Below are 20,766 nucleotides of genomic sequence, written 5' to 3' on the forward strand. Positions count from 1 at the left end.
CTAGTAAAAGATTACAGGAACTATGGCCACAGTTTGACGGCGAGTGTAATTACTCGGCGTGCGCTTCCTTTTTCGAGCTGTTGTCCGATAGCACTTGATGTTTGCACCCAATTCACTTCATCGGGATAATTCGTAATCACTCCGTCACTTTTTGTTTTCCACAAAAATGAAGCGGGAAGCCGCTTGGTTCCAGACCACGGCGATATTTTCATTCCGGCAGAATGGACTTGGTGGATAAGAGCAGGCGTTAGGATGTCATAGGAAGGGTTAAAGTAAGTGGCAAAGTCAGCGAATTGCTGAATTGAGTTTGGGTTTGTATCTCGCTCTGAAGAAGTTAGTATGCCTATAGGAACGTTTGGGAGAAGCTCATGCATCTTTTTCATGGATGAAACGTTAAAAGACTGAATGATAACGTGATCGAACTTTCGCTTGTTGATTTCAAAAGCTACTTTTTTTTCAATTCCAGGATAAAGTTCCGGGGCTTTTAACTCTATTAATATACCGATTTTTCCTTGAAATTCATCTAACACTCGTGAAAGAGTTGGAATTTTTTCATTCGCAAATGAATTGTCTTTCCAGCTTCCTGCATCCAAGCGCTGAAGCTCCGCGTACGTTAACTCTCGAATGTGTCCGCTTCCGTTTGTCGTTCGGTCTACGGTACGGTCATGCATAATAACGAGTACACCGTCTTTGCTTTGCTGCACGTCAAGTTCAATGTAATCCGCATTCATTTCTAGCGCTTGGTGAAAAGCAGCCATTGTATTTTCAGGTGCGTAAGCAGAGGCTCCTCGGTGCGCGATATTTGTGAGTTTTTCTTCCGTGCGTGCAAAAGCAGAAGAAGCAATCGAACAGCATAATAAGGCGACTACGCTTAGACCAGCTAAATATTTTTTCATCACGTTTCTCTCCTATGCGTTGGTATAGAAATAGCGTAACGAAAAAATGTGATGCTGATATAGAGAAAGTGTGTAGAAAGCGTTGACATTTCGTAAAGAAAAATAGGGATTTTTTCATGGCGATGTTTACAAAAAATGCGTAAACGAATAGGGATTTTAATCAAACGTTAAGGAAACAGCGCTATAATAAAAGGTGTGAAAAAAAGAATAGGAATTTCTTAGAAAATAGTTGTATAATAGGTGAGTCAGTCAATGAAAGGAATGGAACATAGATATTCAGTACATACATACGTTTACGATGCAAACGAAAGAGGAGTGCCGGACGCTTCAGCAAAAGCTAAAAGCACAAATTGATTTAACATCACGGGTCAAAATGACGCATATACATAACTGTGCTGGTGTTGATGTTGCGTATTGGGAAGAAAACGGCATATCTTACGGAGCTTGCAGCATTGTAGTGGTTGATTATCAGACGAAAAACGTTGTAGAAAAAGTGCACAGTGTAGGAGGAGTAACCGTTCCTTATCTTCCTGGATTCCTAGCTTTTCGAGAGCTTCCTTTAATTCTTGAAGCGGCTAAAAAACTTCAAATAGAGCCCGACGTGTTTTTATTTGATGGCAACGGATATTTGCACTACGAGCACATGGGAGTAGCCACACATGCTTCGTTTTTTCTCAATAAACCTACCGTTGGAATTGGGAAAAGCTATTTAAAGATCAAGGGACATGATTACGTTATGCCTGAAGATACAGAGGGCGCTTATGAAGATATTGTGATTGATGATGAAGTTTATGGTAGAGTAGTAAGGACAGCCAAAGGGGTAAAGCCTATTTTTCTGTCGTGCGGAAACTATATTGATTTGGACATGTCATATCAGCTTATGATGCATTTTATTTCAAAAGAAAGTAAGCTTCCGATTCCGGTCCGCCTAGCGGATCTGCATACGCATGAGCTGCGGAAAAGGTACCGGCAGTCAACAGGGAAGTAAGCTGTTCATAGTGAGTTCATAGTTTCCTTTTATACTGATGGTTGGAATATAGTAGTAGTGTAAAATTATTAAAGAATGAGTAAGGTGATTAAAGGTGAGTTCATTTGTTGCGAGTATATTGGATTTTTTAACGAGCCTTGGCTATTTAGGTATTGCGCTCGGCTTAATGATTGAAATCATTCCAAGTGAAATTGTACTAGCTTACGGAGGGTATATGATTTCTCAAGGCATGATTAGTTTTCCTGGAGCAGTCATTGCCGGAATTATTGGCGGAACGATTGCACAGTGGTTTTTATATTGGATTGGAGCCTACGGAGGACGTCCGTTTCTTCAAAAATACGGCAAGTACTTATTCATTCATGATAAGCATATCGATCTTGCGGAAAACTGGTTTAATAAATACGGCGCGGGCGTTGTTTTCTCCGCTCGTTTTGTCCCGGTTGTTCGACATGCAATTTCGATTCCTGCGGGTATTGCTAAAATGCCGTTTTGGAAGTTTACGTCTTTAACCGTGTTAGCGATGATTCCTTGGTCGATTTTATTTATTTACTTAGGCGGAAAGCTAGGGGAGAACTGGGCGAACATTGAAGACGTAGCAAGCAAATATACGCTTCCGTTTGTGGTTGCGGCATTTGTGATTATTGTTCTTTATTTCGTATTCAAACGCACGCGTACAAAGCGCGTATAAGATCGTTTTTGAACTAAAAGCATGGCAAAAAGCCATGCTTTTTTTGCATGAACAAAAACAAGCTCTTTTATTTGCTCATGACTTCTTCAAGTGCTATTATTTTTCATACGCACTAAAAAAGGAGACGATTTAACGTGGTACAAGAAATTGTATTAAATGATACGCCTATTCAAATTTACAGCTATGAACAAGAGATTGTAAAAGGCAAAACAAAAATTTCAGTTGATTTTAAAGTAACAAGTGAGGAATATCATGATATTACTACACTTTTATATAAAGGTACTTTTCATGTAAATGTCCCGGAAGAAGATCTCGATTTCCAAGGAACGATTCACCAGTACTCTACGTCTTTTACCAATTTATATGAAAAAGGCCAGGTAGGGGATTTTTCATTAAGTTTAATTGAAGTGAACGAATAAGGAGCAGATGCGTGATGAAAGTAAGTATACTTGACCAATCGCCCGTTTCATCCCATCAGACCCCAGCGGAAGCGTTAGAAGCATCAATGCAGCTAGCTAAAGCGGGTGACAAGCTTGGCTATGAACGCTACTGGATTGCAGAGCATCATGATTTGTCTGGACTTGCCTGTTCGGCTCCTGAAGTGATGCTTGGCTATATCGGCGCACAGACTAATAGAATTCGAATTGGATCGGGAGCGGTGCTGCTGCCTCACTACAAGCCGTATAAAGTAGCTGAAACGTATAACATGCTCGCAACGCTGTTTCCAGGGCGCGTTGATTTAGGGATTGGGCGCGCGCCGGGTGGATCGGCTGAAGCAACAAATGCGCTGTCGGATAACTTCTTGCAGCAAGTATTTAAAATGCCTGAACTTGTTAAAGAGCTTCTGCAGTTTTTAGACGATAAATTTCCGGCTGAACATGAATACGCAAAGCTTTCAGCTTCGCCGCTACCTCCTGTCTCTCCGGAACCTTGGCTGCTTGGCACAAGTAAAAAAAGTGCCGAGCTCGCCGCTAGAAACGGAATGGCCTATACGTTTGGACAGTTTATGAGTGAACAAGATGGTTCAGCTATTATTGATCAGTACAAACAGGCATTTCAGCCAAGACGGACCGGTGATCAGCCCTATGCGATTGTCACTGTATCGGTCATTTGCGCTGAAACAACGGAGCAAGCGCATCGCATCGCAACGAGCTCACTCGTATGGAAAATTCAGCAGGATAAAATGGAAGCAAAAGGTGTGCCTTCTATTAAAGAAGCGGCCAGCTATCCGCTGACGGAAGAAGAAGAGAAAAAAATGAAGAAGATGAAAGAAGCCATGATTATCGGAGACCCAGAAGAAGTACACGTCCGTCTTCAAGAAGTTCAAGCACGCTACGGAGCGGATGAACTCATGCTTGTCACCATTACACATGATCCGGCTGCCCGATTAAAATCATATGAGCTTGTCGCAAAGAAATGCAAAAAATAAGAGCCAAATGTCGGCTCTTATTTTTTATGCCCGTAATAGTACTCAAATAAGTGCTGAAATGCTTCTATAGCACGTAAAAAAGAAGCTGCATCTTGGCTGTCCTCTATTAACCAGCACGTGGCTAGCACAGAATGAGCGTATCCCCACAGTAAAATGCGTTTTTTACTTACGTTCAGTTCTTTTACAAATATATTGATTCGATGGTCAATTGTCTCTGCCACGTTTATCTTAGGCAGATGATTTAAAAGAAAAGGGATGATTTCGTACTCTTTTTCTCCAATTAACCCTTTTGGATCAATTATTTTCCACGCCTCACCAGACTGTAAGAGGTTATCATGATGCAAGTCGCCGTGAAGCAAAAAAAGCTGCTGAGAAGTGCGGTTTAATTCAGAGAAAACGGCAAGTGCGTGTTGAAGCGTTTCAGATGAAAGAAAATCAATACCCTTGGGATATGTTTCTACACACGTTTGAAGCTGCTTCTCTCTTTTAACGGCTGTTTCAATAGTGGAGTCCGAGTGAGGAGGCACGCGCCATAGAGATTTCATGAGCCGAGCAGCGATTAACGCAGCCTCTTCTTTAGTTGATAAAGAGGAAAGCGGGCATCCGGGAGATAGCTTTTCAAGCAGTAAAATGCCTTTTTCAGCATCGCTGTCCACGACCTTTACCGTGTTTTCACCAGCTAGTGCTGTCAGTGCTTCTTGCTCATGAAGCAGCTCTGAAGGCTCTACAAAAAGTTTGACAACTAGTTCGCTTCCATCTGCTTTGCGCGCAGGAGCAACAAAGTGATAAGAAAGAGGGAAGTGACTGTGAATGTCGATACGCCAGCGCTCTTCACAGTAGCGAATAAGCTGAGGAAAGTCAGTTAGCCACTTTTGACCTTTATGAGGGTGAAGGTGAGTAATCGTATCACAAAACGTTTGAGGCAACGTATGCATGCGTTTGTCTCCTTTGTTGTTTCCAATTTTTTCTGATAAACTCATCATATACAGTCTACATAGAATCTGTAAAGAAGGAGGAGATCCTACATATGAAGAAAAAGAAGGTGAAATCCCCTTGGGCTCTTGCGGGGTTCCCGGTTTATATCATTGGGTTTTCACTTTTACTTGCTGGAAGCGCACCGGAGTGGCTAGAAACGGTGAGTAAAATCATGATTGTTCTTGGAGTCATTTTGCTTATCATTGCAGGAAGTGATCTTAAAAAACGAAAAAAATCAGTACCAGCCTAAAAAACTGCCGTTCGGCAGTTTTTTTATTTGGAGAAAGGGTAACAAGATAACTAGATAAAAATGTTGAATTATTATTCTATTTGATGTATAAATATAATATAGAAACAACGGTATTGAGAGGAGAATGAACGTGTCTTACGTAATAAAAAAAGAGGTTCCGTCATTTGAGCAGTTTGCAGCTTTGCATGAAGCGAGCGGATTACATAAAAGTAAAAAAGGCAATTATACAAAAGAACAGCTGTTTGAAGCTGCAGCCAACAGCTGGTTTAGAGTCGGTATTTACGATAATGAACAATTAATTGCATTTGGCCGTATGATTTCAGACGGAATTTACCAAGCGCTTATTTGCGACGTGATGGTAGATCCTACATACCAAAACAAAGGGCTTGGAAAGAAAATTATTCAAGAGCTGTTGACGAAATGCGAAGAAAGCGGAATTGAATCCATTCAGCTGTTTGCAGCAAAAGGAAAGCATCATTTTTATAAAAAATTAGGGTTTCAAGAAAGAGAAGAAGACGCGCCAGGCATGTCGCTTGTTATATAAAAAAGCTCAGTGATCAATCATACTCACTGAGCTTTTTGTATTATGCAGTTTTTAAAATCGTACTTTTTTGGACTAAATTCCAAGCAACTTTTACTAAATAAACAACAAGCAAAACGTTTAGCATAGACGTAGCAAACATAGAAAACGGATAGGACGTACTGTTTTGCATATTGCTGTCACCGTATAAAACAAAAAAAGTGTTCATAAAAATACTGATGCTAAATCCAAGGGATAAATAAAGCAAGTTTTTGTCTTTCAAATAAATATAAGCAAGCAAAGCAAGAGCTGCTGCTGGAAACAAGTAGCGTTCATGCATGCTTGAAGAAAACGTAAATACTCCGGAAATTTGAATAAGTGCTGCAAGAGCGGCGTATTTAAAGCTGCGTCCTTTTATATAAATAAGCCAAGAAAAAATAGTCGTCGCGACGATAAAAATAAGTCCCCACGTATGATAGCTGAAAAACAGCAGCGTTGCAGAGCTGTCTTTATAGTTTGCGCCTATTAAACTAAAAAAGTTATAGGCGTTAACAGAGGCATACGGGTACTCTCCAATGGTGGATGAAAATAAATTAATAATCCACGTAGGACTTTTTCCAGCTGAAAAAGGCAATAAAATCACAGCAGCAGTGAAAGCCGCCGTTAAAGCAATGCCGAAGAAATGTTTCACTTGCTTTAGGCGAATGAGCTCGAAAAACAAAATAGGCAGGATAATAATCGCCTGCGGCTTCATTAAGACCGCTGCTGTAAAAATAACGGCCGACGCATAAATTCTTTTTTCCGTAATCATTACAATGGCTAGGACAATAAGCAAAGTGAAAAATGAATCGACTTGTCCCCAAAACGTTGAATTAACTAAAATGGCCGGATTAAATAAATACCCAATTGCTAACAGATAGGCAAAAGAAGGTGCCAAGTATTTACGAGCTAAACGATAGAGTAAATATGATGTGACGACATCTGCTAAAATAGGCGGGATTTTAATCAACAGCGAAAAATACTGCTGAAAATCCGGTAAACTGCCAACTTTCCCAACGATAAACAAGATATAAATATAAAACGGCGGATAATCGCTTCCGCTTTTAGCATAGAAATTTGAAAAATGATTAGCCGCAACCGATGCCCAGTTTTTGAAAAGAGATGCATCCATATGAGAGCCTACCCACGGAATCAGCGCAATCCGGATAAATAGTCCAGTGCCAAGTAATGACCATAAAATAACGCGAGAATGCCCTATTGAATGATGCCATTTCTTTTTCTTTAATAATCCGTAAACGAAAGCTGCTGCTATAAAAAAGCCCACCGTATAAAGAGCGAGCGGCGTTTCATAGTCTTTATTAGCTCCTTGACCTCCGGCACCGTTATCCATAGATAGATTATGAAAAGGCGTTACGTGTTCTCCGGAATTGCTGGGTGAAGCGGAACCGTTTCCTGAAGGAAGACGATGATCCCTCGAATTATTATCAGGAGCAGATATACCATTCGTAATCTTTTTTAACTGATGACTTTCTTGAATCGAAAATAAATGTTCTTCTCCTTTATAGTGTGATAGTGAAACGATACTGAAAACAAATGCTAAAAGAAAAGCAGCCATTACGATAAAAGCCGTTCTTTTTTGTAGTATGTTCATATAAAATCCTCCGATGACAATGTATCGAATAAGTAGTAGTGTGTCTCCATACTATAAGGGGAGTTGGTGAAAATAAAGTGAAACTTCTTTAATAAAGAGCGGAAGAGAGAGCATAAAAAAACAAGGCCTTAGAAGACCTTGTTTTTTATATTGCTTATAGTACAGCATCAAACTTATTTACTTTCCACTGTGAACCAGATTTATAAAATGTAACGGTGCGTTTTACACTTCCTCCGTCAACTGTTGGAACCGTAAATTGATAAGAGCGAACATCGGCACGTTGATAAGTTAGTTTTGCTTTTGCTTTGTTCCACTCTAGCATGCTGAATCCGTCACCGACAGGACGAGCAAGCTTTCCGTTATATGTGATGTAGCGATAATTTGTTAATCCTTTTTGAATAGCACTGTTTGTAAACGTTTCAGATAAGTAGCTTACTAGTTTGCTTTTTGTATTAAAATCTTGACAAAGATATGAGTACTGAGTGCCTTTATAATTAAATGTTTTTTGAGTACATAAATTACCTTTAGATCCATGAAGTGCATTCCAGAAATGGTTGCTTGCGTTTGCTGCAATTTTTACCGCATTAGTCGTTGATAGATTTTGTGATGCTGCTTGAGCTGTAACTCCTGTGCTTAGTGAAAAGAAAAGAGCAAGTGATGCTAAGATTATTCCAAATTTTTTCATTTCCATTTCCCTCCTACTCATTCATTGAAATATATGTAACATTCATGCTGTTAATATTACAATTGTTACATTTATATTACAATACTTCTTTAAAGAAATAAAGAGTATTTCTTATATATGTTTGAATTATTCCCGTATTTTCTTAAATAAAACGTAGAATTAAAAGAAAACATATAAACAGTATGTCAATTATGTGTCACATATTTCGTCGCTTTACAAGTTCGTATATAATAGGAATAAACCGACCAGTATGCTGATGTAGGTAAATAGGTCAGGCACAAAAGGAGAACGTAGACTAATGGGTGTTTCAGAAGTAACATCAGGAATTATTATTACCACTGCTGTAATTGCTATTGTGATTATTACAGTCGGTGTTTTAGCTACAATGATTGCGATTGCGAAGAAAGCAAATAAAAAGTAAGTATGTAGAGGAGAGTTAGTATAATAACTAATTCTCTTTTTTTTGAAAAAAACCTATCGCTATTTTTATAATAAAAATGCATAAATAACGCGTGCATTATTCATAGAAAAAAGCAGGAAATTTACGTTTTGAAGCTAATAGATACATAAGGCAAACTGCGCACTTTCATTATAAAAATAATGGAAGGGGTTCTAACAGACTTCAAGTGATATCGCCTATTTTATGTCATAATGAATGATATTCATTAACACAGCATCTTAGACGCACTTTATAACCAAATAATGAGGAGAGTGGTTGAGTTGCAACGACAAAAAGTAGCAGTGAATGGAGAAAGGTTAAAAAATACGCTTGAACGATTTGCCGATTATGGACGAACACCTAATAACGGTGTAACCCGCCTAGCGCTGTCAGAAGAAGACCGTTTAGCACGAGATTATTTTTGCTCATGCTGCCGGGATCTTGGAATGGACATTAAAATCGATGACCTTGGATGTATTTACGCCACGCTTGAAGGACTAGAAGATAAGCCGCCTGTTGTGATTGGCTCACACATGGACAGCGTAAAAAAAGGCGGAAGGTTTGATGGAATCCTCGGTGTAGTTGCAGGGTTAGAGTTAGTAAGGACGCTGGTTGAACATAATATTAAGCCGAAGGTGTCGATTATGATTGTTAACTTTACGAATGAAGAAGGAGCGCGTTTTGAGCCTTCCATGATGGCTTCAGGTATTTTATCGGGCAAGTTTCAAAAAGACGTTATGATGAAGAAGACAGATGTTGACGGCGTGACGTTTAAGCAAGCCCTTCAATCATGCGGATATGAAGGCGATACGAGTAACCGTCTTACTGAAGCATCGGCATTTGTAGAATTACATATTGAGCAAGGGCCTATTTTAGAAAGAGAAGCCAAATCAATCGGTGTAGTCGAGTGCGTGCTCGGAATGGTATGCTATGAAATTGAAGTTACCGGGGAGTCAGATCACGCCGGGACGACGCCGATGGACATGCGGAAAGACGCGCTTTTTGCAACTAATAACCTGATTGCTGAAGCTCGTCATGAGCTCGGCAGATTAGATTCAAATTTAGTCTATACAATGGGTCGTATGAACGTACTGCCTAATATTCATACCGTTATTCCAAATAAAGTTATTTTTTCGCTTGAAGCGAGACATACGGATGAAGATGTCATTGCATCTGTGGAAAAAATTATTCAATCACTGCCTGATCAAGCGGAGCTGTTAGAAGGCTGCGAAGTGCGGGTGACCAAGCTTTGGGGTCGCGATACCGTGTGGTTTGATAAAACGGTTTGCGATGAAGTGGAAGAGTCGGTTCGTTCGCTTGGCTATTCCTACAAGCGAATGGTAAGCGGAGCTGGACATGACGCACAGTTTTTAGCTAGCTATATTCCGACGGCTATGATTTTTATACCGAGCGTAAACGGAAAAAGTCATTGTGAGGAAGAGTTCACTCCTTGGGAAGAATGTGAAAAAGGTGTAAATGTACTTTTAGAGACGGTGATTAAGTTAGCTCAGAAGTAATGAGATAAAAGAGTAAACCTGCGGAGGTTTGCTCTTTTTTAGTGCTTAGAAAGACTGCGAACTATCGCATTGAACTTTTGGTTTATTATGGCTACAATAAATGAGAAGCATCCGGATGGATGTGAAAAAAGGATGTGAAAAAAAGTGAGATGTTCTCACTTACAGAAATGAAAATTACTATTATTATTGCAGATGATAATTCGTTTATTCGAGAAGGAATGAAAATTATATTAAATACATACGAGGAATTCGACGTTGTTGCTACTTTAAAAGATGGTCAGGAAGCCGTTCAATATTGCAAGAATCATTCCGTTGATATTGCATTGTTAGATGTAAGAATGCCTGTTATGGACGGTGTAGAGGCTACAAAGCTTATTTCAGAGTCAACCAAAGCAAAGCCGCTTATTTTAACTACGTTTGATGACGATGAATATATTATTGATGCCGTAAAAAACGGAGCTAAAGGCTACTTGTTAAAAAATACAGAACCAGAGCGCATTCGAGACGCGATCAAAAGCGTGTTCAACGGACATACGGTTCTTCAAGATGTTGTACTTGATAAAATTAAATCAAGTTTAAACGCTGCAACTGAGCGCGAGTCAAAAGCGGATATGACACAGTTTACAGAGCGTGAAACGAGCATTATGACGCTGATTGCCAAGGGGCTTTCAAATAAAGAAATTTCTAAAACACTTTTTATTTCAGAAGGTACCGTAGCAAACTATATTAGTTCGATTTTAAGTAAGACGGGACTTGAGCACCGTACTCAAATTGCTATTTACTATTTAACCGGTAAAGGGAAGTAGGGCTATGGAAGTCGGATTAATGATGACTAAGCTCATCCTTATACTGTTTTTGGCTATTACGTACATTCAGTTTAATTATGTACACTCGATTTCAGCTATTGTGTTAGCACTGCTTCTTTACAGCTGTGTTAATATTGCAGCGTCCATTGTGAAAAAGAGCGCGTTCAAGCGCATGTTTATTGTTAGTTCAATTGTCCTTATTCTATATTGTGCGTATAAACTTCATCCTTTGTTTTTTCTTCTTTTGCCGCTAAACCTTTGTGAGCTTATTGGAGAATCAGTCGTGAAAAAATGGATGGTGCTGCTGATTGTGTTGCTTCCAATGCTGCTTGTTCCCTCTGACATTAGCGCGCTGTATGTGTTAGTCGCTGCGTTTACTTTCTTTATTTATACAGGAGCAGCTCTCTATCAAAAGAGGACAATCAATTATGAACAAAAGCTCGATGAAATGAGAGTAAGTATGCAAAAGCTGCAAAAGCATGTGAATGAAAATAAAGAGTATGTGAGACAGTCTCAATATGCTTCAAAATTAGAAGAGCGAAATCGATTATCGCAGGAAATTCACGATAAGATTGGTCATTCAATGACAGGAGCGCTTATTCAAATGGAGGCAGCAAAGCATGTAATGAAGCAAGATGAAGAAAAAGCGCTGTCTCTTCTTCAAAATGCAATTACAATTTCGAAAGAAGGCATTGAAGAAATCAGGTTAACGTTAAAAAGTATAAAGCCTCCCGCTGAGCAAATAGGAATCAGCAGGCTTAAATTATTTATTGGTGAATTTGAGGCTAAACATAGTATCGCAATGCCTCTTGTATACAAAGGTAATTTGGATCTTATCACCCCTCTTCAGTGGAAAATTATCCATGAAAATATAACGGAAGCTATTACGAATGCCTTAAAATATGCAGAAGCAACGATGATTGCCATTGAGCTTCATGTACTAAATAAAATGGTTAAAGTAGAAGTCAAAGACAATGGAAAAGGGGCTCACTTGTTTCAAAAAGGCCTTGGCATTGCAGGAATGGAAGAGCGAGCTGCTTCCATTAACGGAACGGTGATCGTTGACGGGGCAAACGGGTTTTCTGTTACCACGCTGCTGCCGATAGGTGAGAAACTTCATACATAAATAATGAGATTTCTCATGGAGAAAAGGTGAACTTATGCACTGACGTAAGTTTGCCTTTTTTTCATAAAATAAGGATATACCAACACACTAGAGGTGAAATGATGAACGTATTATCAATTCAAAAATTAACAAAGAAATTTGGAGATTTTATTGCGGTAGATAATTTGTCTTTACAAGTAGAAGAAGGAGATATATTCGGCTTTTTAGGAACAAACGGAGCAGGAAAAAGCACAACGATTCATATGGTAGCTAGTCTGCTTCAAAGCAACAGCGGCGATATTGAAGTACTTGGGAAAAATATAAAGAAACACCGAAATTTCGCAAAGATGAACATTGGAATTGTTCCGCAGGACTTAGCGATTTATGAAGATTTGACAGCCTATGAAAATGTGAAGTTTTTTGCAGGTCTCTACGGATTAAGAGGGTCACTTCTTAACGAACGAGTCGAAGAAGCTTTAGCGTTTGTAGGGCTTTTAGATAAACAAAAGGCGTATCCGAAAAGCTTTTCAGGAGGAATGAAAAGAAGGTTAAATATCGCATGCGCAATTGCTCATCGCCCGAAGCTTATCATTATGGATGAACCGACGGTTGGCATTGATCCTCAGTCGCGAAATTATATTTTAACATCTGTAAAAAAGCTAAATGAAATGGGAAGCACAATCATTTATACCAGTCACTATATGGAAGAAGTAGAAGAGGTATGTACAAAAATTGCGATTATTGATCATGGCAAGATTATTGCTGAAGGAACAAAAGAGCAGCTGAAAGCTATTATCACTGATACAAAAGATATTTGGATTGAAGTAAAAGAAGCGGACGATATAGATTGCAGCGGTCTAAAAGAAATTCCAGGCGTAACAGCCGTTACGTATGAAGATGGAATCATTAAAATTAATTCAAGCGCCGAAGTGAATAACTTGAACAAAGTCATTCATTATTTAATGACGCATCATATCGAAATTAAAGCAGTTAAAGAACAAGCCCCTAATTTAGAGACGGTCTTTCTCACGCTGACAGGGCGCAGTTTAAGAGATCTATAAAAGAAAGGAGGAATAACGAATGAATATTATTGCAATTGCTTTGAAAGAAATGAAAAGTGATCTGCGAGATAAGCGTGCATTTATCTTTATGATTCTCTTTCCACTGGCTCTTGTCCTTATTTTAGGAACAGCTTTGTCTCAAGCCTTTAATAACGATATGAAGATAGACGACAGTTATGTTCTCTATAAAATCGACACAAGTAATGAAGAATCTGCTGTTTTTAAGCAGTTTGCTGCCCATGCAGAAAAATCGGGCATTCACTTTAAAGCGCTGAAAAAAGATCAGAATGGAAAAAAAGAAGTAAAAGAGCAGCGCTATACAGCTTATGTAGAAATGAAAGACGGAGACATTCATCTCTACGGAAATGAAGAAAACAGCATTGAATTCAACATGGTCCAAGGTATGTTAAGCACTTTTGTGGATAAGTACAATGTGGCTATGGAAGTGGCTAAAGTAAACCCTCAGCAAGTGGATAATCTGCTCCGTGCGTCTAAGCATGACTATATTCAAGAAACATCTCTTCATTCTCAAAAACAGCCAAATTCAATAGACTACTACGCCATTTCAATGACAACTATGATTGTTTTGTACGGATCTATCTCAGCGAGTTATTTAATTAGAGGAGAGCGTATGCGAAATACAGTTAGTCGATTAGTAGCCGCTCCGGTTAAAACCGCTGAAATTTTTGTCGGAAAAATTTTAGGTACTGTTTTGGTTCACGCCATTTGTGTGTTAGTCGTCATTATGTCGACTAAATATTTTTTTGATGCCAACTGGGGAGATCATTTACTCCTCGTGCTGCTGATGTTAGTATCACAGATTCTTTTTGCCATTAGCTTTGGGTTAGGAGTGAGCTACCTTACGAAGACGGAAGCGGCGTCAAGAGCAATTATTATGGTTGTTATTCAAGTGTCGTGTATTGTGGGAGGAACCTATTTTCAAAATGGATCTGGAGAGGGATTCGTCAATGTATCACCTTTAACCTGGATGAATAATGGACTTATTAAATTGATTTATACAAATGATATCGGCGCTTCTCTTTCAGTTATCGGGTTGAACGTAGGCTTCTCTATTTTATTCCTGGGCATAGCAATTGTGCTTTTGAGAAAAAGAGAGGGGTTATAACATGAAAAATATCATGTGGCTTGTCACAAATATGCTAAGAAATATGCTGCTTAGAAACAAAAGGACGCTTGTGCTTGTTATTGGTTTGCCTATTGCAGGGGTTTTAATGTCCGTTCTTATTTATGGAAATGCAGGAGGGACTTCGGTGAATATCGGAGTTGTCAATCACGACTCAACGGATATTACAAAAGATACCGTTCAGTTTTTAACAGGGCTGCATAAAACAAATGTTAAAATACTCACTGACAAAGAAGTGGATCATGAGATTACGTCAAAGAAAGTTGATACGGTTATTACCTTTGAAAAAGGGTTTTCTGACAGCGTCAAAGCGAACAAACCAGATCATATTACAATCACTTCAATAAAAGGAGCAGAAGTAACGAGCTTTATTAAGTCTTATTTGTATCAATATATTGACAATATTTCTTCGCTGAATCAAGCTGCTGAGGGCGACGATGCGGCGTTTAAACAAATGTATGAGAATTATCAAAAAGCGCCATTCCACGTCTCGACGCATGCCCTTGAAGACAAAGGAACCGATCAAAACATTGTCAAGCAGACAATTGGATATTTAATCATGTTTATGCTTTTTTCTGCGGTGAATTTATCGGCTCTTATCACAAAAGAAAAAGAGCAGCGAACGTATTTTAGACTGTTAGCTTCGCCAGTTAGCGCAAGGCAATACGTGATATCCAATGTTATTACAAATATGATTTTATTAACTCTGCAAGTAATGATTACACTTGTTTGTATTACGACTCTTTTTCACGTAGATATGAACATTCCCGTATGGCAGCTGTTTTTCATTTTAGTTTTGTTTGGTCTAGTAGCCATCGGCTTGTCTCTTGTAATTATCGCTTTTACAGAAAGTTCAAAAGCAGCGAATGGTCTTCAGACGCTTATCATCACGCCAACTTGTTTACTGTCCGGCTGCTTTTTTCCGCCTGAATTTATGCCGGATGTGATGCAGAAAATAGCCGACTTTCTTCCTCAAACGTGGGTATTAAGTACGTTAAAAAGTGTTCAACAAGGAGCTGATTTAAGCAGCCTATGGTTAAATATCAGCATTTTACTAGCTTTTGCACTTGTTTTTTTCCTGCTGTCTATTTATAAATTAAATCGAAATAATACTGTTCAAAAGTTTATTTAAATGGTAAAGTCAGAGAATACCTCTGGCTTTTTTTGTAATTTTTAAAAAGTTACAAAAAAAGATTGAAAAATATAAGATGAAATTTTAGAATGAAAGAGGAAAGGGGTATACAAAAAGAGAATAAATAGGGGAGAAAAACGAAGTTCATGTTGGTTTTTTGCACAAATAAATGAAATCGCTTACATAAGTCAGCATGAAAGTACGGAAGGAGAGATTGTCAGCGAGATAACAAAGGGGGAAAAACAGTGGGAATTTATGAACTACTTGTACCACGCACGGTTTTATATGGAGAAGGATCATTTTCTAAAATTGGAGAACAGGCTGCACTGCTTGGGACAAAGGCATTGCTTATAAGTGATGACGTTATGGTGAAAGCAGGGAATGTAGAAACTTGCCGTCGTTACTTAGCAGAGGCTGGCATGGACTGTGCCGTGTATACAGGCGTAAATTCAGAGCCGACAGATATTCATCTAGATGAAGCGCTTGTTATATGTAAAACAGAGCAGTGCGATGTGGTTATTGCCTTAGGGGGGGGCAGCTGTATCGATACTGGAAAAGCGGTTGCCATTATGATGACAAATGAAGGGCATCTACGAACGTATTTTCAAAATCAACAAGATTTTCAAGATAGTCCGCTTCCTTTGGTTGCCGTGCCTACAACTGCTGGAACAGGCTCAGAAGTGACGAAAGCGACGGTTATTACAGACACGGCGTACGATGTAAAAATGATGCTCGCAAGACCTCAATTATTGCCTGATACAGCCATTGTTGATCCGTTATTAACTCTATCATGTCCGAAACATGTAACGGCAGCTACAGGAATTGATGCACTCAGTCATGCAGTGGAAGCGTATTTGTCTAAAAAAGCACATCCTTTTACAGATTCACTTGCGCTTCAAGCAATTGAGTTAATCATGAAAAATATCCGTCTTGTGTATAGAAATGGAGAAAATGTTCAAGCAAGAAACGAAATGGCCTATGCATCTATGCTGGCAGGAATGGCGTTTTCAAATTCATCTGTTGCTCTAGTGCACGGTATGTCAAGACCTATTGGCGCGTTATTCCATGTGCCGCACGGTATTTCTAATGCGATGCTCCTGCCTGCGGTTTTGGACTATACAAAAGAGGCTTCAATCGATCGTTTAGGTGAAATAGGACAAGCTCTTTTTCCGAACGTATCATATACAAAAAAAGAGGGAGCAGATGTGTTAATTGAAGCCATCAAGCAGCTTTGTATCGACTTAGAGATTCCTAATCTTCAAACGTGGGGCATTGATCGCCAGCTATTTTACGCGGCGCTTGAGAAAATGGCAGCGGATGCGATTCAAAGCGGAAGTCCTGCTAACCATCCGTTTGTACCGACGGCAGAAGAAATTATCCAGCTGTATTACACGTGCTATGAATATGAGTTTGAGTCTGCACTTTATAAAAAATAAGATAAATTCAAAACAAATTGAATGAGGGATGAAAGGGGAAACGTTATGGATTTGCTGATTATTTTGCTGTCTCTGGGGCTTTTAATGCTGGTTGCTTACCGCGGATTTTCAGTTATTTTGTTTGCTCCACTGTGTGCGCTGCTAGCCGTTATTTTAACGGAACCAAGCTATGCACTCCCGTTTTTCTCAAACGTTTTTATGGAGAAAATGGTTGGGTTTATTAAAAACTACTTCCCTGTCTTTCTATTAGGAGCAGTCTTCGGGAAGATGGTAGAAATGTCTGGAGTCGCTGAATCGATTGCGAAAACAATTGTTAAAGTAGTAGGGGCTAAACGCGCCATCTTGGCTATTGTTTTAATGGGAGCAATCTTAACCTACAGCGGGGTAAGTTTATTCGTTGTTGCGTTTGCAGTTTATCCGTTTGCGGCTAACTTATTCCGCGAAGCGAATATTCCAAAACGATTAGTACCGGGAACGATTGCATTAGGAGCTATTTCGTTCACCATGGATGCACTTCCGGGTACACCGCAAATTCAAAACGTTATTCCAACGACTTTTTTTAAAACAGACATCTATGCTGCTCCGACACTGGGGATTATCGGATCGGTGATTGTCTTTAGCTTAGGTCTTTGGTATTTAGAAAGCCGAAGCAAAAAAGCAAGAAAAGCTGGAGAAGGCTACTACGGGTTTAATAATGAACTAGCGGCTGCTGCAGAGCTAGAAAAAGAGTCTGTACCTTCTACAGAACCTAAATATGAACCTAGCGTAGCAAGACAGATTCTTGCATTTGTTCCGCTCGTGCTTGTAGGGGTGGCAAACAAATTTTTTACTGTTTCTATTCCAAAGTGGTACCCAGACGGTTTTGATTTTGCCAAAATTGGTCTTGAAGCGTTCGGAAAAGTAGATTTAACCGCAGTTGTTGGTATTTGGTCAGTGGAATTGGCACTTGTTATTGGAATTATCACAACGATTGCGTATGACTGGAAGAGAGTGACCACCGGTTTCCAAGCTGGTCTTAACGCAAGTATTGGCGGAGCGCTTCTCGCTGCGATGAACACGGGAGCTGAGTATGGCTTTGGAGGCGTCATTTCATCTCTTCCTGGCTTTGCAACCGTTCGTGATGGTATTTCACATACCTTTACAAATCCGCTTGTCAATGGAGCCGTTACGACAAACATTTTAGCCGGTATTACAGGCTCTGCTTCTGGAGGTATGGGAATTGCGCTTAGTGCGATGGGAGATAAGTATGTAGAAGCTATTAATCAGTACAACATTCCTCCTGAAGTTATGCACAGAGTTGTAGCGATGGCATCAGGCGGTATGGATACGCTTCCTCATAACGGAGCTGTTATTACCCTACTTGCTATTACCGGGTTAACCCACAAGCAGTCTTACCGAGATATTTTTGCCATCACTGTTATAAAAACGCTTGCATGTTTCTTAATTATTGGAATCTACAGCTTAACTGGACTCGTCTAACAAATAAAGAGGCTGAGTTTAGTTAAAGAAAAATCCGAACGATGAATCGTTCGGATTTTTTTATGGTTGTGGTGAACATAGATTTCATGTATATAGGTGCTTTTAGCGGTTGATTGGAGCGGAGCCTTGCACGGAAATCAGCAGCGGTTTCACAAGGAATCTTTATCTCCTTTGTTTGTCTATAGGTTGCAGTGATTTAGTTATATATCAAGCTTTTGGCTCTAAAACAGATTCTTTGACTTTCTAAACTGTAAGTATTATGATTACACTACTTTCTGCAGTACTATATGCCGTTACATTAATTCTTAGCATGTTTATGAAGAAAGGAGAATGACTGTGAAGCTATTTGAAGGAAATTTAAAAGTAGGCGACTGGGTCAAAGGAAAGTCTCGCGACGGTGAACTTATATACGGATATATTAAAACGATTAATCCATCTAAAAAAGCAGCACTAATCAACGTTGTAAAAAGTGATGATGAAAAAATGGTCGGCACAACCATTGGCATGATGGATGAAAAAATAGAGAAGCTGCCCCTTCAAAAAACGGCGCACGAAGAGCAGATTCTTTCATTGATTGATCTTGCGCTGCTAACGAAAGACAAGGCTTGGTTTATTGAATTAACAGCTGAATTAAAAAGATTACAAGATAAAAAGCAAGGCTGACATTCCTGATAAGGAATGAAGGCCCTGCTTTTTTTATTATTCATAGGGGAAAAGCAGGAATGGAAAGCAGCTTGCGAGAAGAAGTAAATGATGACATTAAGAAAGAAAAGGTGATAAAAGATGAGTAAACGTGTCTTGATTTTAACAGGAGATGCCGTGGAGGCATTAGAAGTTTTTTATCCGTATTATCGCTGTTTAGAAGAAGATATTCAGTGTACCATTGCTTCTCCCGTGAAAAAGAAGCTTCAAACGGTTGTTCATGATTTCCTTCCAGAGATGGAAACATTCACAGAGAAAACGGGATATAAAATTGATTCTCACGCTTCTGTCGATGAAGTGGATCCCGCCGATTATGATGGACTTATTATTCCTGGAGGACGGGCGCCTGAATACATTCGAATGAACACAAAAGTTCAGGAAATTGCTGCGCATTTTTTAAAAGAAAATAAACCTTTAGGCGTTATTTGTCATGGTCAGCTCGTGTTAACGACGGTTAGAGAGTATCTGCAGGACAGAGAAGTGACAGCGTATCCTGCTTGCCGACCGGAAGTAGAAGCGGCGGGTGCTGTATTTGTAGAACAGACGCTTCATGTAGACAGAAACCTAGTAACCGGACAAGCTTGGCCGGATTTACCTAAATTTATGAAAGAGTTTTTTAACGTGCTAAAAAAAGCTGAAAAAGTGAACGCATAATAAAAAAGCGGGCTGAGAGAAAACCATTCTTTCAGCTCTTTTAATTGATGATAGGTGAGGTGTAAACAACGTGCAGCTAGTGTCTGAACTGTCGAAGAAAATTATAAAAGAAGTACAGCTTGTGATGAAAGAACATGTAATTGTAACGGATATACGCGGAATTATTATTGCGTCTACAGAAGAAAAGCGGGTTGGTTTTTTTCATGAAGGCGCGTGGAACGCGATGCAAAAAAAGAAAAAACTATATATATCTAAAAAAGAAGCAGCAGATTTAAAAGGAGTTAAGCCAGGAATTAATTTGCCTATCAGTTATCAAGGAGACATTATTGGCGTTATTGGTATTACAGGTATTCCAGAAGCTGTTGAGCCTTTTGCAGACATTATTCGAAGATTAACAGAGCTAATTATTCGCGAGGCATATTACATAGAAACAAAGGAATGGGAAAATAAAGGAGTAGAAGCTTTTTTTCGTGAATGGATTTATAGCCAGCAAGTAGATGCAGAATTTATTGAACGAGGCCATATTTTAGGAGTACAAGTAGACAGCTCTTATTGCTGCACGCTGTTTCAAATTGATTCATCTCTTTCGAAAAAGAAGCAGCAGCACGTACAAGAAATGATTCGCTACTGGTTTGAAAGTCATAAAGCTGAAGGAGATTATATTGCAAATTGGGGATACGATCGCTTGCTTTTACTTAAAGAGGCTGTAGGTGAAAAGGCAAGGCGAGGATTTAAAGAAGAATTAATAAAATGTCAGCAGTATATTCAAGCAAACAACCAAGTTATGATCACTATTGGTGTAGGAAAGCCAGCGGAGCAATTTAATTTGCATGCTTCATATGAAGAAGCGAAAAAAGCGCTTAAAGTGGCTTCAAAACGTCAAACCGTTGTTTTTTATGAGGAGCTGCTGATGGACATGATTTTAGAAGACGTTTCTGAACCTGTAAAAAAGGAATTCTTGAGTCGAGTGCTTTCTTCCATTCAAAAAGAAAAAGAGCTTCTCGAAACGCTGAAATACTATTTAGCCAACGATCAATCGTTGAAAAAAACGGCGTTTGATTTACATATTCATATTAATACGCTTCATTACCGCTTGAAGCAAATGAAAGAACTAACAGACATTGATCCAAAAAGCGTAAAGGGTATCACGCTTTTTTACCTTGCGCTGTCTCTATTAGAGTAAGTGCGCCCTTCGTTAGATAAACATAC

22 protein-coding genes are annotated in these 20,766 nt (G+C 39.2%); 18 read left to right on the plus strand and 4 right to left on the minus strand.

The window, feature by feature from the left end; genetic code table 11:
- Positions 1-20: 20 nt before the first annotated feature.
- Entirely contained in the window at positions 21-896 is an 876-nt protein-coding gene (locus AC1DEF_RS06450; RefSeq protein ID WP_097823221.1) for a glycerophosphodiester phosphodiesterase, read from the minus strand.
- Positions 897-1,164: 268 nt separating this feature from the next.
- On the opposite strand from AC1DEF_RS06450, the gene AC1DEF_RS06455 reads away from it, so the two are divergent.
- The 4 genes from AC1DEF_RS06455 to AC1DEF_RS06470 all read left to right on the plus strand — a co-directional run bounded on the left by AC1DEF_RS06455 (position 1,165) and on the right by AC1DEF_RS06470 (position 4,001).
- On the plus strand, positions 1,165-1,884 hold the full coding sequence (locus AC1DEF_RS06455; protein ID WP_097823222.1) for an endonuclease V: 720 nt from the start codon (positions 1,165-1,167) through the stop codon (positions 1,882-1,884).
- Positions 1,885-1,978: 94 nt separating this feature from the next.
- Positions 1,979-2,572, plus strand: a complete 594-nt coding sequence (gene uptA, locus AC1DEF_RS06460; protein WP_013057365.1) for an undecaprenyl phosphate transporter UptA — start codon at positions 1,979-1,981, stop codon at positions 2,570-2,572.
- A gap of 134 nt (positions 2,573-2,706) precedes the next feature.
- Entirely contained in the window at positions 2,707-2,991 is a 285-nt protein-coding gene (locus AC1DEF_RS06465) for a DUF3219 family protein (RefSeq protein WP_251393264.1), read from the plus strand.
- A 14-nt stretch (positions 2,992-3,005) separates the two neighbouring features.
- Positions 3,006-4,001, plus strand: a complete 996-nt coding sequence (locus tag AC1DEF_RS06470; RefSeq protein ID WP_097823223.1) for an LLM class flavin-dependent oxidoreductase — start codon at positions 3,006-3,008, stop codon at positions 3,999-4,001.
- 17 nt (positions 4,002-4,018) lie between these two features.
- On the opposite strand, the gene AC1DEF_RS06475 is transcribed toward AC1DEF_RS06470, so the two are convergent.
- On the minus strand, positions 4,019-4,984 hold the full coding sequence (locus tag AC1DEF_RS06475; RefSeq protein WP_477727325.1) for an aminoglycoside phosphotransferase family protein: 966 nt from the start codon (positions 4,982-4,984) through the stop codon (positions 4,019-4,021).
- Positions 4,985-5,028: 44 nt separating this feature from the next.
- Between AC1DEF_RS06475 and AC1DEF_RS06480 the strand changes: the two genes are divergently transcribed.
- Positions 5,029-5,226, plus strand: coding sequence for a hypothetical protein (locus AC1DEF_RS06480; protein WP_097823225.1), 198 nt, complete (start codon positions 5,029-5,031; stop codon positions 5,224-5,226).
- Positions 5,227-5,350: 124 nt separating this feature from the next.
- Positions 5,351-5,770 (plus strand): GNAT family N-acetyltransferase, encoded by a 420-nt coding sequence (locus tag AC1DEF_RS06485; RefSeq protein ID WP_255255697.1) that lies wholly within the window; start codon positions 5,351-5,353, stop codon positions 5,768-5,770.
- A 40-nt stretch (positions 5,771-5,810) separates the two neighbouring features.
- Here the strand turns inward: AC1DEF_RS06485 and AC1DEF_RS06490 are convergent, their stop codons facing one another.
- Positions 5,811-7,397 carry an MptA/MptB family glycosyltransferase gene (locus AC1DEF_RS06490; protein WP_097823227.1) on the minus strand — a complete coding sequence of 529 codons (1,587 nt, stop codon included), beginning with the start codon at positions 7,395-7,397 and terminating at the stop codon, positions 5,811-5,813.
- Positions 7,398-7,551: 154 nt separating this feature from the next.
- The gene (locus tag AC1DEF_RS06495; protein ID WP_014459798.1) at positions 7,552-8,088 is read right to left on the minus strand and encodes an IseA DL-endopeptidase inhibitor family protein; all 537 of its coding nucleotides are present in this window, start codon (positions 8,086-8,088) and stop codon (positions 7,552-7,554) included.
- Positions 8,089-8,380: 292 nt separating this feature from the next.
- Between AC1DEF_RS06495 and AC1DEF_RS06500 the strand changes: the two genes are divergently transcribed.
- The 12 genes from AC1DEF_RS06500 (at position 8,381) to AC1DEF_RS06555 (ending at position 20,740) form a co-directional block, all read left to right on the plus strand.
- On the plus strand, positions 8,381-8,503 hold the full coding sequence (locus tag AC1DEF_RS06500; protein ID WP_013057357.1) for a hypothetical protein: 123 nt from the start codon (positions 8,381-8,383) through the stop codon (positions 8,501-8,503).
- Between the two features lie 299 nt (positions 8,504-8,802).
- Positions 8,803-10,038, plus strand: a complete 1,236-nt coding sequence (locus AC1DEF_RS06505) for an allantoate amidohydrolase (protein WP_477727326.1) — start codon at positions 8,803-8,805, stop codon at positions 10,036-10,038.
- Positions 10,039-10,187: 149 nt separating this feature from the next.
- Positions 10,188-10,844 carry a response regulator gene (locus tag AC1DEF_RS06510; RefSeq protein ID WP_373692950.1) on the plus strand — a complete coding sequence of 219 codons (657 nt, stop codon included), beginning with the start codon at positions 10,188-10,190 and terminating at the stop codon, positions 10,842-10,844.
- A 4-nt stretch (positions 10,845-10,848) separates the two neighbouring features.
- A complete protein-coding gene (locus AC1DEF_RS06515) occupies positions 10,849-11,970 on the plus strand; it encodes a sensor histidine kinase (RefSeq protein WP_097823229.1) in 1,122 nt (373 codons plus the stop codon).
- Between the two features lie 101 nt (positions 11,971-12,071).
- The gene (locus AC1DEF_RS06520) at positions 12,072-13,010 is read left to right on the plus strand and encodes an ABC transporter ATP-binding protein (protein ID WP_043982960.1); all 939 of its coding nucleotides are present in this window, start codon (positions 12,072-12,074) and stop codon (positions 13,008-13,010) included.
- 19 nt (positions 13,011-13,029) lie between these two features.
- The gene (locus AC1DEF_RS06525; protein WP_097823230.1) at positions 13,030-14,136 is read left to right on the plus strand and encodes an ABC transporter permease; all 1,107 of its coding nucleotides are present in this window, start codon (positions 13,030-13,032) and stop codon (positions 14,134-14,136) included.
- Between the two features lies 1 nt (position 14,137).
- Entirely contained in the window at positions 14,138-15,286 is a 1,149-nt protein-coding gene (locus AC1DEF_RS06530; protein ID WP_097823231.1) for an ABC transporter permease, read from the plus strand.
- A 245-nt stretch (positions 15,287-15,531) separates the two neighbouring features.
- Positions 15,532-16,722: an iron-containing alcohol dehydrogenase gene (locus tag AC1DEF_RS06535; protein WP_097823232.1), complete on the plus strand. Its 1,191-nt coding sequence runs from the start codon at positions 15,532-15,534 to the stop codon at positions 16,720-16,722.
- 45 nt (positions 16,723-16,767) lie between these two features.
- Positions 16,768-18,201, plus strand: coding sequence for a GntP family permease (locus AC1DEF_RS06540; protein WP_013083445.1), 1,434 nt, complete (start codon positions 16,768-16,770; stop codon positions 18,199-18,201).
- A gap of 330 nt (positions 18,202-18,531) precedes the next feature.
- A complete protein-coding gene (locus AC1DEF_RS06545) occupies positions 18,532-18,864 on the plus strand; it encodes an IDEAL domain-containing protein (protein ID WP_218039865.1) in 333 nt (110 codons plus the stop codon).
- A 120-nt stretch (positions 18,865-18,984) separates the two neighbouring features.
- Positions 18,985-19,557 (plus strand): DJ-1/PfpI family protein, encoded by a 573-nt coding sequence (locus tag AC1DEF_RS06550; RefSeq protein WP_013083443.1) that lies wholly within the window; start codon positions 18,985-18,987, stop codon positions 19,555-19,557.
- 70 nt (positions 19,558-19,627) lie between these two features.
- Entirely contained in the window at positions 19,628-20,740 is a 1,113-nt protein-coding gene (locus AC1DEF_RS06555; protein WP_097823233.1) for a CdaR family transcriptional regulator, read from the plus strand.
- The last annotated feature ends 26 nt before the right edge of the window (positions 20,741-20,766 follow it).

The organism is Priestia sp. 10L35, assembly GCF_056395685.1.

Bases quoted from the DNA above. Each gene is read 5' to 3' on its own strand.
- AC1DEF_RS06525 (WP_097823230.1), top strand. From the start codon at position 13,030: ATGAATATTATTGCAATTGCTTTGAAAGAAATGAAAAGTGATCTGCGA.
- AC1DEF_RS06515 (WP_097823229.1), top strand. From the start codon at position 10,849: ATGGAAGTCGGATTAATGATGACTAAGCTCATCCTTATACTGTTTTTG.
- AC1DEF_RS06475 (WP_477727325.1), bottom strand. From the start codon at position 4,984: ATGATGAGTTTATCAGAAAAAATTGGAAACAACAAAGGAGACAAACGC.
- AC1DEF_RS06500 (WP_013057357.1), top strand. From the start codon at position 8,381: ATGGGTGTTTCAGAAGTAACATCAGGAATTATTATTACCACTGCTGTA.
- AC1DEF_RS06495 (WP_014459798.1), bottom strand. From the start codon at position 8,088: ATGGAAATGAAAAAATTTGGAATAATCTTAGCATCACTTGCTCTTTTC.
- AC1DEF_RS06490 (WP_097823227.1), bottom strand. From the start codon at position 7,397: ATGAACATACTACAAAAAAGAACGGCTTTTATCGTAATGGCTGCTTTT.
- AC1DEF_RS06530 (WP_097823231.1), top strand. From the start codon at position 14,138: ATGAAAAATATCATGTGGCTTGTCACAAATATGCTAAGAAATATGCTG.
- AC1DEF_RS06485 (WP_255255697.1), top strand. From the start codon at position 5,351: ATGAACGTGTCTTACGTAATAAAAAAAGAGGTTCCGTCATTTGAGCAG.
- AC1DEF_RS06545 (WP_218039865.1), top strand. From the start codon at position 18,532: ATGACTGTGAAGCTATTTGAAGGAAATTTAAAAGTAGGCGACTGGGTC.
- AC1DEF_RS06540 (WP_013083445.1), top strand. From the start codon at position 16,768: ATGGATTTGCTGATTATTTTGCTGTCTCTGGGGCTTTTAATGCTGGTT.
- AC1DEF_RS06450 (WP_097823221.1), bottom strand. From the start codon at position 896: ATGAAAAAATATTTAGCTGGTCTAAGCGTAGTCGCCTTATTATGCTGT.
- AC1DEF_RS06550 (WP_013083443.1), top strand. From the start codon at position 18,985: ATGAGTAAACGTGTCTTGATTTTAACAGGAGATGCCGTGGAGGCATTA.
- AC1DEF_RS06510 (WP_373692950.1), top strand. From the start codon at position 10,188: ATGTTCTCACTTACAGAAATGAAAATTACTATTATTATTGCAGATGAT.
- AC1DEF_RS06520 (WP_043982960.1), top strand. From the start codon at position 12,072: ATGAACGTATTATCAATTCAAAAATTAACAAAGAAATTTGGAGATTTT.
- AC1DEF_RS06480 (WP_097823225.1), top strand. From the start codon at position 5,029: ATGAAGAAAAAGAAGGTGAAATCCCCTTGGGCTCTTGCGGGGTTCCCG.
- AC1DEF_RS06470 (WP_097823223.1), top strand. From the start codon at position 3,006: ATGAAAGTAAGTATACTTGACCAATCGCCCGTTTCATCCCATCAGACC.